At 54.6% G+C, this 19,185-nt stretch carries 13 protein-coding genes; 3 read left to right on the top strand and 10 right to left on the bottom strand.

Annotated features, from left to right (window positions below):
- Positions 1–8: 8 nt before the first annotated feature.
- The 5 genes from NA624_RS05805 to acnB all read right to left on the bottom strand — a co-directional run bounded on the left by NA624_RS05805 (position 9) and on the right by acnB (position 6,585).
- The gene (locus tag NA624_RS05805; protein WP_000448754.1) at positions 9–992 is read right to left on the bottom strand and encodes a D-threonate 4-phosphate dehydrogenase; all 984 of its coding nucleotides are present in this window, start codon (positions 990–992) and stop codon (positions 9–11) included.
- Positions 982–2,253 (bottom strand): D-threonate kinase, encoded by a 1,272-nt coding sequence (gene dtnK, locus NA624_RS05800; RefSeq protein WP_439040252.1) that lies wholly within the window; start codon positions 2,251–2,253, stop codon positions 982–984. Before dtnK ends, NA624_RS05805 begins: the two co-directional genes overlap by 11 nt.
- A complete protein-coding gene (locus NA624_RS05795; RefSeq protein WP_001022084.1) occupies positions 2,250–3,203 on the bottom strand; it encodes a 2-keto-3-deoxygluconate permease 1 in 954 nt (317 codons plus the stop codon). The genes dtnK and NA624_RS05795 overlap by 4 nt, the downstream gene beginning before the upstream one ends.
- A gap of 233 nt (positions 3,204–3,436) precedes the next feature.
- Positions 3,437–3,799, bottom strand: coding sequence for a protein YacL (yacL, locus tag NA624_RS05790; protein WP_000384308.1), 363 nt, complete (start codon positions 3,797–3,799; stop codon positions 3,437–3,439).
- A 188-nt stretch (positions 3,800–3,987) separates the two neighbouring features.
- The gene (gene acnB / locus NA624_RS05785) at positions 3,988–6,585 is read right to left on the bottom strand and encodes a bifunctional aconitate hydratase 2/2-methylisocitrate dehydratase (RefSeq protein WP_000888963.1); all 2,598 of its coding nucleotides are present in this window, start codon (positions 6,583–6,585) and stop codon (positions 3,988–3,990) included.
- A gap of 388 nt (positions 6,586–6,973) precedes the next feature.
- On the opposite strand from acnB, the gene NA624_RS05780 reads away from it, so the two are divergent.
- Positions 6,974–8,569, top strand: a complete 1,596-nt coding sequence (locus tag NA624_RS05780; RefSeq protein WP_000174536.1) for a DUF3300 domain-containing protein — start codon at positions 6,974–6,976, stop codon at positions 8,567–8,569.
- Positions 8,570–8,581: 12 nt separating this feature from the next.
- Positions 8,582–9,373 (top strand): DUF2950 family protein, encoded by a 792-nt coding sequence (locus NA624_RS05775; protein WP_000757447.1) that lies wholly within the window; start codon positions 8,582–8,584, stop codon positions 9,371–9,373.
- 37 nt (positions 9,374–9,410) lie between these two features.
- Here NA624_RS05775 and NA624_RS05770 read toward each other — a convergent pair whose 3' ends face one another.
- From NA624_RS05770 to pdhR, 5 genes are all read right to left on the bottom strand, one after another.
- The gene (locus NA624_RS05770; protein ID WP_000765363.1) at positions 9,411–9,695 is read right to left on the bottom strand and encodes an outer membrane protein; all 285 of its coding nucleotides are present in this window, start codon (positions 9,693–9,695) and stop codon (positions 9,411–9,413) included.
- A gap of 288 nt (positions 9,696–9,983) precedes the next feature.
- Positions 9,984–11,408: a dihydrolipoyl dehydrogenase gene (gene lpdA, locus NA624_RS05765; RefSeq protein WP_001529952.1), complete on the bottom strand. Its 1,425-nt coding sequence runs from the start codon at positions 11,406–11,408 to the stop codon at positions 9,984–9,986.
- Positions 11,409–11,607: 199 nt separating this feature from the next.
- The gene (aceF, locus tag NA624_RS05760; protein WP_000963593.1) at positions 11,608–13,494 is read right to left on the bottom strand and encodes a pyruvate dehydrogenase complex dihydrolipoyllysine-residue acetyltransferase; all 1,887 of its coding nucleotides are present in this window, start codon (positions 13,492–13,494) and stop codon (positions 11,608–11,610) included.
- A gap of 14 nt (positions 13,495–13,508) precedes the next feature.
- On the bottom strand, positions 13,509–16,172 hold the full coding sequence (aceE, locus tag NA624_RS05755; RefSeq protein WP_000003841.1) for a pyruvate dehydrogenase (acetyl-transferring), homodimeric type: 2,664 nt from the start codon (positions 16,170–16,172) through the stop codon (positions 13,509–13,511).
- 159 nt (positions 16,173–16,331) lie between these two features.
- On the bottom strand, positions 16,332–17,096 hold the full coding sequence (pdhR, locus tag NA624_RS05750) for a pyruvate dehydrogenase complex transcriptional repressor PdhR (RefSeq protein WP_000331771.1): 765 nt from the start codon (positions 17,094–17,096) through the stop codon (positions 16,332–16,334).
- 560 nt (positions 17,097–17,656) lie between these two features.
- Between pdhR and aroP the strand changes: the two genes are divergently transcribed.
- Entirely contained in the window at positions 17,657–19,030 is a 1,374-nt protein-coding gene (gene aroP, locus NA624_RS05745; RefSeq protein ID WP_001539002.1) for an aromatic amino acid transporter AroP, read from the top strand.
- The last annotated feature ends 155 nt before the right edge of the window (positions 19,031–19,185 follow it).

Here is a 19,185-nt window from a genome sequence, read left to right as displayed (position 1 = left end):
ACAGGGAATTATGCCAGTTGCATTGCCAGTTTGATCGATACGGCCATGCTCTCAGATTTTGCTTTTCCCGTCCAGGCGATATCAAATGCGGTGCCATGATCGGCAGAGGTCCGAATAAACGGCAGCCCCGCGGTGATATTCACGCCATCATAAAAACCAAGCAATTTCAACGGGATATGCCCCTGATCATGATACATCGCCACCACCATATCATACTGCCCCTCATAAGCCTGGAGAAATACAGTATCCGGCGGGCACGGCCCATAAACGTCCATGCCTTTTGCGCGGGTATCGGTAATGGCTGGCGTCAGGATACGCGTCTCTTCATCGCCAAACAGGCCATTCTCGCCCGCATGAGGATTCACGCCTGCCACGGCGATACGCGGTTTAACGTAACCCACACGCTTGAGGAAAGTATCAGCAATACCAATCACCGTTTCGACACGCGCGGTACTTAACGTATCAAGGAATTTACGCAGCGCGATATGCGTTGAAACGTGAATCACTTTTAGTTTATCGGTGTAAAGTACCATCGCGTAATCGCGGCTATGGGTCAGGGTCGCGAGCAGCTCGGTATGGCCCGGATAGTTGTGCCCTGCCAGGTGCAGCGCCTCTTTATTCAGCGGCGCGGTAGCGATAGCCTGTACGTCGCCCCGTAACGCTAACTCGGTGGCGCGCTTCACGCAGCGATACGCTAAATCCCCCGCCTGCGCCTGAACTTTCCCGGCCTCCAGCGCCTCCGGCTGCGCCAGCGGCTCATCAATCACATGAATGATGCCGGGCGCAAAACGCGCTTCGGCAACCCGTTCAATGGCCCGTAACTCGACGTTCGGCGTAATGCCCTTCGCCTGTAAACGTTTCAACGTTGCGAGGCATCCAATAACCACCAGCGGCACGCCGTTGAGACCGTCTTCGCTTAGCGCTTTAACAATAATTTCCGGCCCAATGCCCGCTGGATCGCCCATGGTAATGGCAACGGTTTTAGTCTCCACAATACATCTCCTCAATATAATAAAGCGCGTCACACAACGTACTGTCTGAACCGAATCCGCCCGCTTTGGTAATGACCGGCAGATCGTCAATTTCGCTGTTTACAAACGTTCCACAGGGAATACAGGGCGCCACCTCGCTCTGAATGCGATAACCTTCAGCGCCAAGCGCGCCGGCGACGGCGGTAGCGATATCGCCGCCGGTCAGAAACAACCCGCCAATCCGCGCCTGCTCGATAATGTTTAACGTGACGACGCCAAGCCGCTGGCTCAGTCGCTCACCCAATTGCTGACGGCTCATCGCGGATTTTTCGCACAACGCGTCGATTAACTGTCGATCTTCTGCGCGACGGCTGGTGCGTAAAATCGTATGTCGATGCTGACTTAACAGCGCGCAGGCCTGCTCTACGACAGACGCGATTTCCTGCTCCGCGCTATCCGACACCATGCGCGCGGCATCGATATCCACGACCTCCGCACGTCCCCGGCACAGCGCATTATCCACCTGACGTCGCGTGGCTTCGCTCATCGAACCGGCCACCACCAGTACCGGCAGCCGCTGCCGGTCTTGCATAAAAAGTTCAATCGGCAACGCATTCGCCAGACCCGCTGCGCCGACGAGCAGCGGCATCGACGGTTGTTCGCACGCCGCTTGCGCAATCAACGTCAGGTCCCGCTCTTCCACCGCATCCACGACGATAATCCCTTCGCCCTCAGCCGCATAAGCCGTAAGTAAGGCGCTTAACCCACCGCGTCGAACATCCTGCAAAAAGACTTCATACACAGGGATCTCACTTTGCAACGCCACTATCTCGGCAATACGGGAAGAGACAATGGGCGTTTTCGGATCGCTGGCAAATTCGGTTTCCAGTAGCGGGACGCCATTAACCAGACATTTTCCTTCAAGCGTCGTGCGTCCAGCCGCAGGGAGCGCGGCGGCGATAACGGCCAGTTTTCGCTGACTGGCGCGCATAGCCGCCGTCACTTCGGCTCCGATATTGCCGCGAAATGTAGAGTCGATTTTTTTGTACACCAGCGGCGCTGGCGATGTCTCACACCACGGGGAAAGCGCGGCATAAACGGCAGATGCCGCCTGATCTGCGGGCATCGCCCGGCTTTCGGTGTTAATGACTAACACATCGGCGCGGCGGGACGGTTTTTGCGACGCGCTCAACATGACTTCCGTTCTCGCCCCCTTCTTCGCCAACTGGACGCCGGTATCATTCGATCCGGTAAAATCGTCGGCGATGACTATCATTTTCATGCGTTTTTCTCCAAAGAAGCCTGACGCGCCTGTTTTTTCGCAACCCAGGAGGTCAACACTGGCGTCAGGATTGCCGTGGTGATCACCGAGGCGGCAATCAGCGGAGCAGCAGCAGCGGCCACCTCGGCGAGCGAAGGGTCGGCCTGCGCAATAGCCAGCGGCGTCGCAACGGCATTACCCGCGGTGCTGGAGGCCGCCGCCCCGGCAATGCCAGTTCCGCCAACCAGACGATCTGCGCGGATATTAAAGAAACCGCCAACAAACGTTGTCAGCACGCCGAGCAGAATTCCGGCAAGTCCGCCTTGCAGTAACATTTCCAGGTTGATGCCCGCCCCCAGCGCAAAAGCAAAGAAAGGAATGAGCAGCGGGCCGCCTTTGGTCAAAAAATCGCGCATATGAGGATCAAGATTGCCGAGGATCATGCCGACAACCAGCGGAACCAGCACCGCCACCAGCGCCATAATGGGAATGTTCGCCATCCCTGCCGCGCCCAGCGCAATCATCGTAAAGAAAGGGCCATCATTAAGAGACAAAATAGAGATAGCGCCGACGTCGCGCTCATTGCCGAACTCACCTACCAGCGCAGCATAAAGTCCGCCATTCGAATTGCTCATCGCCGCGATAATCGCCACGCCGCTCAGGCCAAAAATACCCTCCGCGCCGAAAAGATGCTCCACGCCCAGGCCAATCCCGATGGCGACAAGCAACTTAGTGAGCGTAATCGTCCCGCCCTGCAATAGCGCCTGGGGTGCGGCTTTCACACTGATACCGGCTCCCATACACAGCAGAAAAGCGCCAATCAGCGGCGCCGCGCCGTTTTTAAATAAGGCGGTGGTAAAACCGCCGATATCAAGCGCCTGTGGAGCGAAGGTGTTAATGACTGCGCCAATAACGAGCGGTACGACCATCATGCCGCCGGGTACGCGCTCTATTGCTTTTTTGATGTTCATGGTCTTACCGCCTGTTGCTTGTTGTGATTGAATAAAATCATAACGATTATATTCAATCAAATTAAGATCACAAACGCGTCAGATCACAGTTTTAAAATGATTAATAAAAATCAAAAAATCATTCTGCAATAAAAAAGCCGGGATACTCCCGGCTGGAATGTGTGGTGATTTCGTTTCCACTACGCCCCCAACTGTCCGTCGACTGGCGTTGCGGGACAATAACGAAGAGAGGGTCAGGCTTTACTGACGAATTCCCGATACGCGGCGACGACCCGCAGAAAATCCTCCATGCCGCACAGGGATAAACTCTCTTCATCGTAATAACTCATCCCCTCTTCCATCTCATCGCCGGAAAAATCCAGCTGATTGGCGCGAATCATCACCTCTTCGCCGTCCATCCAGATCGTGTATTCATGCCCTGCTCGTTGCCAGGAACGTTCGCTGCCTTTGACCGTACGCGCGGCTTGTTCTACTTCATCCAGTAGCGAGAGGTTGTCTTTAACCTCTTCATTAAACCAGTGACCGACCACCTCGTGGCCCATCGACATTCGTACTTTTACCCCTCCGGTAACGTCGCGCAGAAATTCGTAATCCATAATTGTTTTCCTCTGCAAAGCCCTTACAGTCATTATCGCAGCAGCGGAGAAGAAAAAAAGCGGGAACAGCAGGCGGAATGAAAATAAAAACCCACCGCAGTTGCGATGGGTGTTGTAGGCCCGGTAAGCGTAGCCGCCACCGGGCAATAAGAGGCGTAGGCATGGTAAGCCTGACGCCGTCAGGCAAATTACACCGCAGTCTGGAAAATCACGCCGTCCGCTTTCTCAGTGTACTGAGAGAGCTGGTCGAAGTTCAGATAACGGTAAGTATCCACCGCCGTCTTATCCACCTGCGCCACAAAGGTCTGGTACTCTTCCGGCGTCGGCAGTTTGCCGATAAGCGCCGCCACCGCCGCCAGCTCCGCAGAAGCCAGGTAGACGTTCGCCCCGGTACCTAAACGGTTCGGGAAGTTACGGGTAGAGGTCGACACCACCGTTGCGCCGTCGGCTACACGCGCCTGGTTACCCATGCACAGAGAGCAGCCTGGAATTTCGATACGCGCACCGCTCTTACCGAACACACTGTAGTAACCTTCTTCGGTGAGCTGCGCGGCGTCCATACGGGTTGGCGGCGCTACCCACAGGCGGGTTGGCAACTGGCCTTTGTGGTTATCCAGCAGCTTACCGGCGGCACGGAAGTGGCCGATGTTGGTCATGCAGGAGCCGATGAACACTTCGTCGATCTTCTCGCCCTGCACGTCAGACAGCAGACGCGCGTCGTCCGGATCGTTCGGCGCACACAGGATTGGCTCTTTGATATCCGCCAGATCGATGTCGATCACTGCCGCGTATTCCGCGTCAGCATCGGCTTCCAGCAGTTGCGGGTCCGCCAGCCATTTTTCCATACCCTGAATACGACGTTCCAGCGTACGACGGTCGCCGTAGCCTTCGGCAATCATCCACTTCAGCAGGACGATGTTGGAGGTCAGGTATTCAACGATCGGCTCTTTGTTCAGCTTGATGGTACAGCCTGCCGCGGAACGCTCGGCGGACGCATCGGTCAGCTCAAATGCCTGCTCAACTTTCAGATCCGGCAGACCTTCAATTTCCAGAATGCGGCCAGAGAAGATGTTTTTCTTGCCTTTCTTCTCAACGGTCAGCAGGCCCTGTTTGATGGCGTACAGCGGAATGGCGTGTACCAGATCGCGCAGGGTGATGCCCGGCTGCATTTTGCCTTTGAAGCGCACCAGCACGGATTCCGGCATATCCAGCGGCATCACGCCGGTCGCGGCAGCAAATGCCACCAGGCCAGATCCCGCCGGGAAGGAGATGCCGATCGGGAAACGGGTATGGGAGTCGCCGCCGGTCCCCACGGTGTCCGGCAGCAGCATACGGTTCAGCCAGGAGTGGATAACGCCGTCGCCCGGACGCAGAGAGACACCGCCACGGTTCATAATGAAGTCCGGCAGCGTGTGATGCGTGGTGACGTCAACCGGCTTCGGATAGGCTGCGGTGTGACAGAACGACTGCATGACCAGATCGGCGGAGAATCCCAGACAGGCCAGGTCTTTCAGCTCATCGCGGGTCATCGGGCCGGTAGTATCCTGAGAACCGACGGAGGTCATTTTCGGTTCGCAGTACGCGCCCGGACGGATACCTTTCACGCCGCAGGCGCGACCGACCATTTTCTGCGCCAGCGAGAAGCCACGGCTGCTTTCCGCCACGTCTTTTGCCTGACGGAAAACGTCTGAGTGCGGCAGACCCAGCGCTTCACGCGCTTTGGTGGTCAGGCCACGGCCGATAATCAGCGGAATACGGCCACCGGCACGTACTTCGTCGATCAGCACGTCGGTTTTCAGTTCGAAGGTTGCCAGTAGCTCGCCGGTTTCATGATTGCGCACTTCGCCTTTGTACGGGTAGACGTCAATCACATCGCCCATATTCAGGTTAGAAACGTCAACTTCAATCGGCAGTGCGCCCGCATCTTCCATAGTGTTAAAGAAGATAGGCGCAATTTTGCCGCCGAGGCACAGACCGCCGCCGCGCTTGTTCGGCACGTTAGGGATGTCATCGCCCATGAACCACAGCACGGAGTTGGTCGCGGATTTACGGGAAGAACCGGTGCCCACCACGTCACCCACGTAGGCCAGCGGGTAGCCTTTTTTCTGCAATGCTTCGATTTGTTTGATCGGGCCGACAACGCCTGGCTGATCCGGCTCAATGCCTTCACGGGCGTTTTTCAGCATCGCCTGCGCATGTAACGGGATATCCGGTCTCGACCACGCATCCGGCGCCGGAGAGAGATCGTCGGTATTCGTTTCGCCGGTCACTTTGAAAACGGTGACGGTGATTTTTTCCGCCAGCGGCGGACGGCTCAGGAACCATTCGGCGTCGGCCCAGGATTGCATCACCTGTTTGGCATATTCATTGCCCGCTTTGGCTTTCTCTTCTACGTCGTAGAAGTTATCGAACATCAGCAGAGTGTGGGACAGCGCTTTGGCAGCAATCGGCGCCAGTTTCGCATCGTCCAGCGCATCAATCAGCGGATGAATGTTGTAACCACCCTGCATGGTGCCCAGCAGTTCAATGGCTTTTTCTGGGGAGACCAGCGGGGAGGTGGTGTCGCCTTTCGCGACAGCAGCGAGAAAACCGGCTTTAACATAAGCGGCTTCATCTACGCCAGGAGGAACGCGGTTGATCAACAGGTCTAACAGGAATTCTTCTTCGCCCACAGGCGGGGTCTTCAGCAGCTCGACAAGCGCAGCCATTTGGGTTGCGTCTAAAGGTTTCGGCACAATCCCCTGGGCAGCACGCTCAGCTACGTGCTTACGGTATTCTTCTAGCACGACGATATCTCCTCGCTCTCATTGTCATAATGCGGCGCTTTTGTTGATGGGCGATTCTCTTCACGCTCCTGTGAGACAGTAGTTAGTAGGGTAAATGCCCGGTACCGCATAAGGCACAATAACAGGATTTTCTTTAAGTGTTAATCTGTTTACAAAAAAGCAACATAAAAAAGTGGCTGAATCGTTAAGGATGGTCTAATGCTCTACTGAGACGGGAGCTGCAGCCATAAATGCTTACCTCATTTCGTGCTTTGATCGTCACGTAACGTTACCGATCCCAACATTAGCTAAAAATTAAACTATCGTCCCTTTATACTCACGCCAAACTGCACCCCGTCGGCGGCAGGCATAATGACCATAGCGATTCTCGGGAATCGGGAGAGATAAAATGACGTTGCCCTTTAAACCCCATCTCATTGCCCTTGTGTGCAGTGCCGGGTTATTTGCCGCTTCGGGCGTACTGTATGTTAAAAGCCGCGCTCCCGAAGCGCCCGCGCAGGCGGCGACTCCCGCCCCTGAGCAAACGCAGACCGCTGTGCCCGCGCCTGTCGCGAAAACGACCTTTACCACTGCGCAAATTGATCAATGGGTCGCGCCTGTCGCGCTTTATCCCGATGCCCTGCTTTCTCAGGTGCTCATGGCCTCCACCTACCCGGCGAACGTGGTTCAGGCCGTCCAGTGGTCGCGAGATAACCCCACACTGCAGGGCGATGCCGCTATTCAGGCGGTGGCCAGCCAACCGTGGGATCCCAGCGTCAAATCGCTGGTCGCCTTTCCCCAGTTGATGGCGCTTATGGGCGAGAATCCGCAATGGGTGCAAAACCTGGGCGATGCGTTCTTAGCCCAGCCACAGGATGTGATGGATGCGGTGCAAAGGTTGCGTCTACTCGCTCAACAAACCGGTTCGCTAAAATCAACGCCGCAGCAAACCGTCACCAGCGTGCCGAAGTCCAGCGCTTCTACCGCCGTCACGACGACAACCACCACATCCGCCAGTACGCCAGCGACACCGTCGACCGTCATCAAAATTGAACCCGCGAATCCGCAGGTGGTGTACGTGCCGAACTATAACCCCGCGACGGTGTATGGCGCCTGGCCCAATACCGCTTATCCGCCGGTGTATTTACCGCCCCCTCCGGGACAGCAGTTTGCCGATAGTTTTGTTAAAGGTTTTGGTTATAGTCTGGGCGTCGCCACCACCTATGCGTTGTTCAGCAGCATAGACTGGGATGACGACGATCATCACCACCATGACGACGACCATCATGATGATGATTACCATCATGGTGGTAGCGGTTATCAACATAATGGCGATAATATCAACATCAATGTCAATAATTTCAACCGGATATCCGGGCAAAACCTGCCGGGCCAAACGATGGGCTGGCAGCATAATCCCGCCTGGCGCAATGGCGTCCCCTATCCGAATAATACCGTTGCGCAACGGTTCCATCCCACCAATGTTAGCGGCGGGTTAAGCGCAACGCAGCAAGCGCCAGTGTCTCGCGACAGTCAGCGCCAGGCGGCCATGACGCAATTCCAACAGCGCAGCCATACAGCGAACGCTTCTTTGCCAGCGCCAGGCACCCGTGATGCCCAGCGTAAAGCGGCCTCACAACAATTAAATCAGATAGCCCGGCGTAATAATTATCGCGGTTATGACAATCAGTATGACAGCGCGCGTCGACAGACGGCGCAGCAGCATAGCGCGACGCTGAAATCCCAGACGCAGCAGCATCCCTTATCGCAGCAACAGCGTAACGCGGCGCATCAGCGGATCGCATCCTCTACGCCGCAGCAGCGTCAGGCATTTCGCCAGAATATGCACGCCAATGTGTTTAGCGGGAACGACAGTCGATCGCCGTCATGGCAATCGCAACAGCTACGCGGCCTGGAAAGCCGTCGCGGCAGCCACTTAAACACCGAGCAACACGCCGCCGCGCGGGAACATTTTTCTGAACATCATGAATTTCATCGCCGTTAACCGGAGCAGATAATGAAAAAGGTTATGTTAAGCGCTCTGTTACTGTCGTTACCCTTGCTGGGCTACGCGCAGGAACGGTTCCCCTCCCCGGAAGCGGCCGCCAGCGCCTTCGCCGCGGCGGTAGCCGGAAAAAACGAAACGCAGCTTACCGCGCTACTGGGCGATGACTGGCGGCAATTTCTGCCGCCGGAAGGCGCCGATCCCGAGGCCGTGGCCCGCTTCAACCGTGACTGGCGCGAAGGCCATCGCATTGTACAAAAAGACAATACGGCGCACCTGAATGTCGGACGAGAAGACTGGCAGCTCCCGGTGCCCATGGTGAAAGAGGCTGGCGGCTGGCGCTTTGATATGGCGGCAGCCGGGAATGAGATCCTCACCCGTACTATTGGGCGAAATGAACTTTCTACCTTACAGGCTATGCATGCTTACGTTGATGCACAGCAGGACTATTACTTACAAAACCATCGCTGGGCGCACAGGATAATCAGTAGCGAAGGCCAAAAAGATGGCCTGTACTGGCCAACCAAAGCAGGCGACGCCCCCAGTCCCTTAGGCCCAAACTTTAGCCCCGCAGCGCCAGATGAGGGTTACCACGGCTACCATTTCCGTATTATCAGCGATAACGACGGTCACGGCGCGGCGCTTCTGGCCTGGCCGATGCATTACGGCGAAACCGGGGTGATGAGTTTTATGGTCAACCAGGACGATCGTATTTATCAGGCGGATTTAGGCAAAGAGACGGAGAGTAAAGTTCAGGCTATCACGCGTTTTGCGCCAGACGCGCAGTGGCAGGTCGCCGAATAACCCGTAAGCGCCTGGCGTTATCGCCAGGCCATGATCATTAGCCCTGATGCGGCATTAATTCCGGGTGGCCTTGTACCGGCGGCTTGTTGCTGGTCAGCGCGGCTTCATCAGCCTGAATGCTGCCGGAATTGGCCGCCCATACGCCTTCATGCGTGTGGGTGATCTGCTGATGCTGCGCATTCAAATCCTCGCCCATTGCCGCAATATGCGTACTTTCCGTACCGCCGCTGTTAGTCGCCCAGGGGATGACGGGATCGCTGGCAAATGCCATGCCGGAGATCAACGTCGCGGTTAGCGCTGCTGTTGTCAGAAAAAGTTTCATATATCAAACCTCATAATTAGCTCGCTATTATTTTATAGCGTTACTAATTTCAGGGTGATGACAAAGTAAGGAGAGGTATTTCTTATGAAACAATTAGTTGGTCGAAAATGACTGACAAAGGCACTACCGACGGCATAAGGTTTGAAAAGCGCACTGCTGCGGAAAAGATAAATTTTGCGGTTTCGTTATCCTTCGCCATCATTTGACACATCTGATTTGCCATGCATAAAAAAAGCGGCTGTAAAGCCGCTTTTCTGTGTCGAATGGCGCATTGCCACCTACAGAAGATTATTTCTTCTTCGCTTTCGGGTTCGGCAGGTCAGTAATGCTACCTTCGAAGATTTCCGCCGCCAGGCCCACGGACTCATGCAGAGTCGGGTGCGCATGAATGGTCAGCGCGATGTCTTCCGCGTCACAGCCCATTTCGATCGCCAGACCGATTTCACCCAGCAGCTCGCCGCCGTTGGTGCCGACAATCGCCCCGCCGATCACGCGGTGAGATTCTTTGTCGAAAATCAGTTTGGTCATACCGTCTGCGCAGTCAGAAGCGATAGCACGGCCAGAAGCTGCCCACGGGAAGGTGGCGGTTTCATAGCTGATGCCTTTTTCTTTCGCTTCTTTCTCGGTCAGGCCAACCCATGCCACTTCTGGCTCGGTGTACGCGATAGACGGGATAACCTTCGGATCGAAGTAGTGTTTCTTCCCGGCGATAACTTCAGCGGCAACGTGGCCTTCGTGAACGCCTTTATGCGCCAGCATCGGCTGACCGACGATATCGCCGATAGCGAAGATGTGCGGCACGTTGGTGCGCAGCTGTTTGTCGACGCGGATAAAGCCACGGTCGTCAACTTCCACGCCTGCTTTGCCCGCGTCGAGGTTTTTACCGTTCGGCACACGACCGATCGCCACCAGAACCGCATCATAGCGCTGCGCTTCAGCCGGGGCTTTTTTGCCTTCCATCGAAACGTAGATACCGTCTTCTTTCGCTTCAACGGCAGTTACTTTGGTTTCCAGCATCAGGTTGAATTTCTTGCTGATGCGCTTGGTGAAGACTTTAACGATGTCTTTATCAGCCGCCGGGATAACCTGGTCGAACATTTCAACCACGTCAATCTCTGAACCCAGCGCGTGGTATACGGTACCCATTTCCAGACCGATGATACCGCCGCCCATGACCAGCATACGCTTCGGCACTTCTTTCAGTTCCAGAGCGTCGGTAGAATCCCATACGCGCGGGTCTTCATGCGGAATAAACGGTAATTGGATCGGACGAGAACCTGCCGCGATAATCGCGTTGTCGAAGTTGATCACGGTTTTGCCGTTTTCGCCTTCAACTTCCAGGGTGTTCGCCCCGGTGAATTTACCCAGACCGTTGACCACTTTCACTTTACGGCCTTTGGCCATACCCGCCAGACCGCCGGTCAGCTGCGTGATCACTTTCTCTTTCCAGGTACGAATCTTGTCGATATCGGTTTTCGGCTCACCGAAGACGATACCGTGTTCAGCCAGCGCTTTGGCTTCTTCGATAACTTTTGCTACGTGCAGCAGCGCTTTAGAAGGGATACAGCCGACGTTCAGACAAACACCGCCAAGGGTGCTGTAACGTTCTACAATTACGGTTTCCAGACCTAAATCAGCGCAACGGAAAGCGGCAGAATAGCCTGCCGGGCCCGCCCCAAGTACCACGACCTGAGTTTTGATTTCAGTACTCATCATGACCTCTTTATTTGTATCCGGCGGTCCGGGGTACTTGATCGCCCATCATCCACCGGGTCGTTCTATCCGCCCGTATCTTACAAAATTGTTAACAATTTTGAAACAACAAACGGATCACGAATTATCGCTTTCGCTAATAACCTCACAAAATACATGAGATTATCAAAAAAAGCCGGCCGTCGGGCCGGCTTTTTCATTACATCACCAGACGGCGAATGTCAGACAACATATTGTTGATAATGGTAATGAAACGCGCACCATCAGCACCATCGATCACACGGTGGTCGAAGGAAAGAGAGATAGGCATCATCAGACGCGGCACAAACTCTTTCCCATTCCACACCGGTTCCATCGCCGACTTAGAAACGCCGAGGATAGCCACTTCCGGCGCGTTAACAATCGGCGCGAAGTGGGTAGTTCCCAGGCCGCCGATGCTGGAGATAGTGAAGCAACCACCCTGCATTTCGCCAGCGGTCAGCTTACCATCACGCGCTTTTTTGGAGATGGTGGTCAGTTCGCGAGACAGCTCGGTCACGCTCTTCTTATTCACGTCTTTAAAGACCGGAACCACCAGGCCATTCGGGGTATCAACCGCCACGCCGATGTTGATATATTTTTTCAGGGTCAGACGCTGACCGTCTTCGGACAGAGAGCTGTTGAAGCGCGGCATCTGTTCCAGAGCAGCGGCAACCGCTTTCATGATGAAGACCACTGGCGTGTATTTCACATCCAGTTTGCGCTTCTCAGCTTCGGCGTTCTGCTGTTTACGGAACGCTTCCAGATCGGTGATATCGGTTTTGTCGAAGTGCGTAACGTGCGGGATCATCACCCAGTTACGGCTCAGGTTCGCGCCAGAGATTTTCTGGATACGGCCCAGTTCCACTTCTTCAACTTCACCAAACTTGCTGAAGTCCACTTTCGGCCACGGCAGCATACCCGGGATACCGCCGCCCGCAGCAGCCGGCGCAGCTTCCGCGCGTTTGATAGCATCTTTCACGTAAGCCTGAACGTCTTCGCGCAGAATACGGCCTTTACGACCAGTCCCTTTCACTTTCGCCAGGTTGACGCCAAACTCACGCGCCAGGCGGCGAATCAGCGGAGTAGCGTGAACGTAAGCGTCGTTTTCAGCGAACTCAGACTTGCCTTCCGCTTTGGCAGCCGGGGCAGCAGGCTTCTCAGCTTTCGCCGCCGGAGCCGGTGCCGCCGCTTCCTGTTTAGCCGGAGCGGCCGCAGGCGCTGCGCCTTCTACTTCGAAGACCATAATCAGAGAACCGGTTTTCACTTTGTCGCCGGTGCTGATTTTGATTTCTTTCACGGTGCCCGCGAACGGCGCAGGCACTTCCATGGAGGCTTTGTCGCCTTCCACGGTGATCAGCGACTGTTCAGCGGCAACTTTATCGCCGACTTTGACCATCACTTCGGTGACTTCAACTTCGTCGCCGCCGATGTCCGGTACGTTAACGTCTTTCACGCCCGTCGCTGCTGGAGCAGCCGCTGCCGGAGCGGCCTCCGCTTTCGCTGGTGCTGCGGCAGGCGCTGCGCCCGCCACTTCGAAGACCATAATCAGTGAGCCGGTAGACACTTTATCACCGGTGTTCACTTTGATCTCTTTCACGGTGCCCGCGAACGGCGCCGGCACTTCCATAGAGGCCTTGTCACCTTCGACGGTGATCAGCGACTGTTCAGCTTCAACGGTGTCGCCCACTTTCACCATCACTTCAGTCACTTCAACTTCGTCACTGCCGATATCCGGAACGTGAACGTCTTTCGCCGCTGCCGCAGCAGGTGCTGCTGCCGGAGCCGCTTCTTTCTTCTCTTCTGCCTTAGCAGGTGCAGCGTCAGCTGCACCGTCGGCGGAATCGAAAATCATGATAAGTGCACCGGTCTCGGTTTTGTCGCCGACAGAGACTTTGATCTCTTTCACGACGCCAGCCTGCGGAGACGGGACTTCCATAGAGGCTTTGTCGCCTTCTACGGTGATCAGCGACTGTTCAGCTTCCACTTTGTCGCCCACTTTGACCAGAATCTCGGTGATTTCAACTTCATCTGTCCCGATGTCCGGTACTTTGATTTCGATAGCCATTATTCTTTTACCTCTTACGCCAGACGCGGGTTAACTTTATCTGCATCGATGTTGAATTTGGTAATCGCATCCGCTACCACTTTCTTGTCGATTTCGCCACGTTTAGCCAGTTCGCCCAGCGCTGCAACAACCACATAAGAAGCATCAACTTCGAAGTGGTGACGCAGGTTCTCACGGCTGTCGGAACGACCGAAGCCATCCGTACCCAGTACGCGATAGTCGTCAGCCGGTACGTAAGTACGAACCTGCTCGGCGAACAGTTTCATATAGTCAGTAGATGCCACTGCCGGAGCGTCGTTCATCACCTGAGCGATGTACGGAACGCGCGGGGTTTCCAGCGGGTGTAGCATGTTCCAGCGCTCACAATCCTGACCATCACGCGCCAGTTCGGTGAAGGAGGTCACGCTGTACACGTCAGAACCTACGCCGTAGTCGTTCGCCAGAATCTGTGCCGCTTCACGCACGTGACGCAGGATAGAACCGGAGCCCAGCAGCTGAACTTTACCTTTGCTACCTTCGAGGGTTTCGAGTTTGTAGATACCTTTACGGATACCTTCCTCGGCACCTGCTGGCATAGCCGGCATGTGGTAGTTTTCGTTCAGGGTGGTGATGTAGTAGTAAACGTTCTCTTGTTTCTCACCGTACATACGCTCCAGACCATCATGCATGATGACAGCCACTTCGTAAGCGTAAGCCGGGTCGTAAGAGATACAGTTCGGGATAGTCAGCGACTGAATGTGGCTGTGACCATCTTCGTGCTGCAGACCTTCGCCGTTCAGCGTAGTACGACCGGAAGTCCCGCCGATCAGGAAGCCGCGAGCCTGCTGGTCGCCAGCCTGCCAGCACAGGTCGCCGATACGCTGGAACCCGAACATGGAGTAGTAGATGTAGAACGGGATCATCGGCAGATCGTTGGTGCTGTAAGAGGTCGCCGCAGCCAGCCAGGATGCGCCTGCGCCCAGCTCGTTGATCCCTTCCTGCAGAATCTGGCCTTTCTCGTCTTCTTTGTAGTAAGCAACCTGCTCACGGTCCTGCGGGGTGTACTGCTGGCCGTTCGGGCTGTAGATACCAATCTGACGGAACAGACCTTCCATACCGAAAGTACGCGCTTCGTCGGCGATGATCGGAACCAGACGATCTTTGATCGACTTGTTCTTCAGCATCACGTTCAGGGCACGCACGAAAGCGATCGTAGTGGAAATCTCTTTGCTTTGCTCTTCCAGCAGCGCGCCGAAATCTGAAAGTTGAGGCAGCTCTAACTTCTCGGTGAAGTTCGGCTGACGGCTTGGCAGGTAGCCATGCAGCGCCTGACGACGTTCATGCAGGTATTTGTGTTCTTCAGAACCTTCCGGGAAGGTAATGTACGGCAGTTTTTCGAGATCAGCATCGGCAACCGGCACGTTGAAACGATCGCGGACGTAACGCACGCCGTCCATGTTCATTTTCTTAACCTGGTGAGCGATGTTTTTACCTTCCGCGGTGTCGCCCATGCCGTAACCTTTAATGGTATGGGCCAGGATTACCGTCGCTTTGCCTTTGGTTTCCTGCGCTTTTTTCAGTGCCGCGTAGACTTTCTTCGGATCGTGACCACCACGGTTCAGCGCCCAAATCTGCTCGTCAGTCCAGTCGGCCACCAGCGCGGCGGTTTCCGGATATTTACCGAAGAAGTGCTCACGTACGTAAGCGCCGTCTTTGGATTTGAAGGTCTGGTAGTCGCCGTCAACGGTTTCGTTCATCAGTTGGATCAGTTTACCGCTGGTGTCTTTACGCAGCAGCTCATCCCAACGACCGCCCCACATGACTTTGATAACGTTCCAGCCAGCACCTGCAAAGATGCCTTCCAGTTCGTTAACAATCTTGCCGTTACCGGTGACCGGGCCGTCAAGACGCTGCAGGTTACAGTTGATAACAAAGACCAGGTTGTCCAGTTTTTCACGGGTGGCGATGGTGATCGCGCCTTTGGATTCCGGCTCGTCCATCTCGCCGTCGCCGAGGAAGGCGTAAACGGTCTGTTTAGAGGTATCTTTCAGGCCGCGGTGTTCCAGATATTTCAGGAATTTCGCCTGGTAGATAGCACCGATTGGGCCCAGACCCATAGAGACGGTCGGGAACTGCCAGAATTCCGGCATCAGTTTCGGGTGCGGATAGGAAGAGAGGCCATTGCCATGCACTTCCTGACGGAAGTTATCCATCTGTTCCTGGGTCAGACGACCTTCCAGGAACGCGCGAGCGTAGATGCCCGGAGAGATGTGGCCCTGGAAGTACACCAGATCGCCGCCATCCTGTTCGTTGCGCGCACGGAAGAAATGGTTGAAACAGACATCATAGATCGTGGCGGAAGACTGGAAGGACGCCATGTGGCCGCCCAACTCAAGGTCTTTTTTAGACGCGCGCAGCACGGTCATGATGGCGTTCCAGCGGATAGCAGAACGAATGCGACGTTCCAGCTCCAGATTGCCCGGGTATTCCGGTTCGTCTTCAACGGCAATAGTGTTGATGTAATTACTGGCCCCTGCGCCTGCCGCGACTTTCACGCCGCCTTTACGAGCTTCAGAAAGCAGTTGGTCAATCAGATACTGAGCGCGCTCAACACCTTCTTCACGGATGACCGATTCGATCGCCTGTAGCCAGTCGCGAGTTTCGATCGGATCCACGTCATTTGGGAAACGTTCTGACATGGGGGTATTCCTTATCTATCTAATACGTTGAGTTATCTGGAACCTGTCCCATTAAACTTTCGTCAGAAAGCTTAATAAGACAGGTTCTGCGTTTAGTTGCCGCGCACATTTTTGCGCTTTATTCACAACATCTTCTGGTTAACGTTCTGCCAGAAAAAACTAATTCTTGCGCTGCTCCAGACGGCGTAAAGCGCGTTCACGACGGCTCTCCTCACGGCTTCTGTCCAACATAATCTCTTCGATAAACGCCAGATGGCGGTGTGACGCTTCACGCGCTTCTTCTGGTTTTCCGGCCATAATGGCTTCAAATATACGGGTGCGATGCGTACTCACCAGCGGCAGCATCTCCCGACGCGCATACAGCAATTCGAAGTTCTGCCGCACGTTTTGCGCCAGCATCGGCTCCATACACCTTAGCAGATGAAGCAATACCACGTTGTGCGCCGCTTCGGTGACGGCGATTTGATACTGGAGCACGGCTTCGGACTCGGCATCCAGATCGCCGGACTCTTGCGCCAGCTCAATAGCGTGGTGCAGCTCGCGAATACGGTCTTTATCTTCGTCGGTGCTGCGCAGCGCCGCGTAATAAGCCGCAATGCCTTCCAGCGCATGGCGCGTTTCGAGCAGGTCAAACTGGGATTCAGGGTGATCGGAGAGCAGTTCCACCAGCGGGTCGCTAAAGCTCTGCCACAGGCTGCTCTGCACGAAGGTTCCGCCGCCCTGGCGACGAAGCAACAATCCCTTCGCTTCGAGACGTTGAATCGCCTCGCGCAAGGAGGGACGGGAGACGTCGAACTGTTTTGCCAGTTCACGTTCCGGTGGGAGTTTTTCTCCGGGACGCAATGTTCCCTCAAGGATTAAAAACTCCAGCTGCTGCTCGATCACATCGGAGAGTTTTGGTTGGCGGATTTTGCTGTAGGCCATGATTTCCTGTCTTAAGCCATTTGCCCGGAGTCAATTGGTCTTACCAATTTCATGTCTGTGACGCTAAAGTAACAAAGTATTCACCTTCTGTCCATACAGGTTTTGATTGAAATCAGTAAAGGAGGCACATTTTAACAATTTTACAGAAATCATGTTTCAAAACTGTAACTGTGCACAAATGTTAAATTTACCCACCAGGAGGTAGATTTAACGTATTTGAAACGATAAAAAATCTCATCTGAACCGATTCAACAGTAGATTAAATGCATTTTTATGCATAAATAACGAATAAAAAAAATTAACATCTGTAAGGGAAAATAAAAGGAGGTATTTACAAGTGCTTTCTTTTTACGCAACTCGTCATCACCCCTGCACAAAGCAGGTGCATTCGCGGCCATATACCATTATTCTGATCAAGACGAAAGAGTTGAAGTGACATTTAAAAAAACGAATCTGTAAATAAATCAATACAAAAGCGGAATTGCAAACTTACACACGCACTACTGCATCGTTCAAAATAAGCGCGTTATGAATAAACCGCGCCCGATACACGAGGTTTTATAATGGACAGTCAGCAGCACGGCGAGCAGCTCAAGCGCGGCCTGAAAAACCGCCATATTCAGCTTATCGCATTGGGCGGCGCGATAGGGACAGGCTTGTTCCTGGGAAGCGCCTCCGTTATTCAGTCGGCGGGGCCAGGAATTATCCTGGGCTATGCGGTTGCAGGTTTTATTGCCTTTCTGATTATGCGCCAGCTGGGGGAGATGGTGGTTGAAGAACCGGTCGCCGGCTCTTTTAGCCACTTCGCCTATAAATACTGGGGCGGCTTTGCCGGATTCGCTTCCGGCTGGAACTACTGGGTGCTGTACGTATTAGTTGCCATGGCGGAACTGACTGCAGTGGGTAAATATATCCAGTTCTGGTATCCGGAGATCCCCACCTGGGCTTCTGCGGCAGCCTTCTTTGTGATTATCAACGCCATCAACCTGACCAACGTTAAAGTGTTCGGTGAGATGGAGTTTTGGTTCGCCATTATTAAAGTGATCGCCGTCATCGCTATGATTCTGTTCGGCGCGTGGTTACTCTTCAGCGATACCGCTGGTCCGCAGGCCACCGTGCGCAACCTGTGGGAACAGGGCGGCTTTCTGCCGCATGGCTGGACCGGGCTGGTGATGATGATGGCCATTATTATGTTTTCGTTCGGCGGACTGGAGCTGGTAGGGATCACCGCCGCTGAAGCCGATAACCCGGAACAGAGCATCCCCAAAGCCACTAATCAGGTTATCTATCGCATCCTGATTTTTTATATCGGCTCGCTGGCGGTTCTGCTTTCGCTGCTGCCATGGACTCGCGTCACCGCCGATACCAGCCCATTTGTCCTTATCTTCCATGAGCTGGGCGATACGTTTGTCGCCAATGCGCTGAATATCGTGGTTCTCACCGCCGCGCTATCGGTTTATAACAGCTGCGTTTACTGCAACAGCCGTATGCTGTTCGGTCTGGCCCAGCAGGGAAATGCGCCGAAAGCGCTGCTGAACGTCGACAAACGCGGCGTGCCGGTGAGCTCCATTTTGGTTTCCGCCGTCGTGACGGCGTTGTGCGTGCTGCTCAACTACCTGGCCCCAGAGTCCGCATTCGGACTGCTGATGGCGCTGGTGGTCTCCGCGCTGGTCATTAACTGGGCGATGATTAGCCTTGCCCATATGATGTTCCGTCGCGCGAAACAGCAGCAGGGCGTGAAAACCCGCTTCCCGGCCCTGTTTTATCCGTTCGGCAATGTTCTCTGCCTGCTGTTTATGGCGGCGGTATTGATCATTATGCTGATGACGCCAGGTATGGCGATCTCCGTGTGGCTGATTCCGGTATGGCTGCTCATCCTGGGCGTCGGCTACCTGTGTAAAGAAAAAACGGCAAAAACGGTGAAAGCCCACTGATCGTGGCGTTACTTTTCCGCCCTCCCCGTCCGGGGAGGGTGTTATCTGCCTCACAGTTTCCCACGTATAACCATTTTATCCATATCAGCGGCGTGATCCTGCTACGCAAAAAAAAGCTCGCAGGCGAATAATTACCGCCATCATCTGATGGGGAG

Source organism: Salmonella sp. NW38, assembly GCF_051807745.1.
Taxonomy (GTDB): Bacteria; Pseudomonadota; Gammaproteobacteria; order Enterobacterales; family Enterobacteriaceae; genus Salmonella; species Salmonella enterica.
This window is presented reverse-complemented; position numbering and strand designations above follow the sequence as displayed.

Excerpts from the sequence above, each read along its gene's own strand:
- dtnK (WP_439040252.1), bottom strand. The coding sequence starts at position 2,253 with ATGAAAATGATAGTCATCGCCGACGATTTTACCGGATCGAATGATACC.
- NA624_RS05795 (WP_001022084.1), bottom strand. The coding sequence starts at position 3,203 with ATGAACATCAAAAAAGCAATAGAGCGCGTACCCGGCGGCATGATGGTC.
- yacL (WP_000384308.1), bottom strand. The coding sequence starts at position 3,799 with ATGGATTACGAATTTCTGCGCGACGTTACCGGAGGGGTAAAAGTACGA.
- NA624_RS05780 (WP_000174536.1), top strand. The coding sequence starts at position 6,974 with ATGACGTTGCCCTTTAAACCCCATCTCATTGCCCTTGTGTGCAGTGCC.
- NA624_RS05775 (WP_000757447.1), top strand. The coding sequence starts at position 8,582 with ATGAAAAAGGTTATGTTAAGCGCTCTGTTACTGTCGTTACCCTTGCTG.
- NA624_RS05770 (WP_000765363.1), bottom strand. The coding sequence starts at position 9,695 with ATGAAACTTTTTCTGACAACAGCAGCGCTAACCGCGACGTTGATCTCC.
- lpdA (WP_001529952.1), bottom strand. The coding sequence starts at position 11,408 with ATGAGTACTGAAATCAAAACTCAGGTCGTGGTACTTGGGGCGGGCCCG.
- aceF (WP_000963593.1), bottom strand. The coding sequence starts at position 13,494 with ATGGCTATCGAAATCAAAGTACCGGACATCGGGACAGATGAAGTTGAA.
- aceE (WP_000003841.1), bottom strand. The coding sequence starts at position 16,172 with ATGTCAGAACGTTTCCCAAATGACGTGGATCCGATCGAAACTCGCGAC.
- pdhR (WP_000331771.1), bottom strand. The coding sequence starts at position 17,096 with ATGGCCTACAGCAAAATCCGCCAACCAAAACTCTCCGATGTGATCGAG.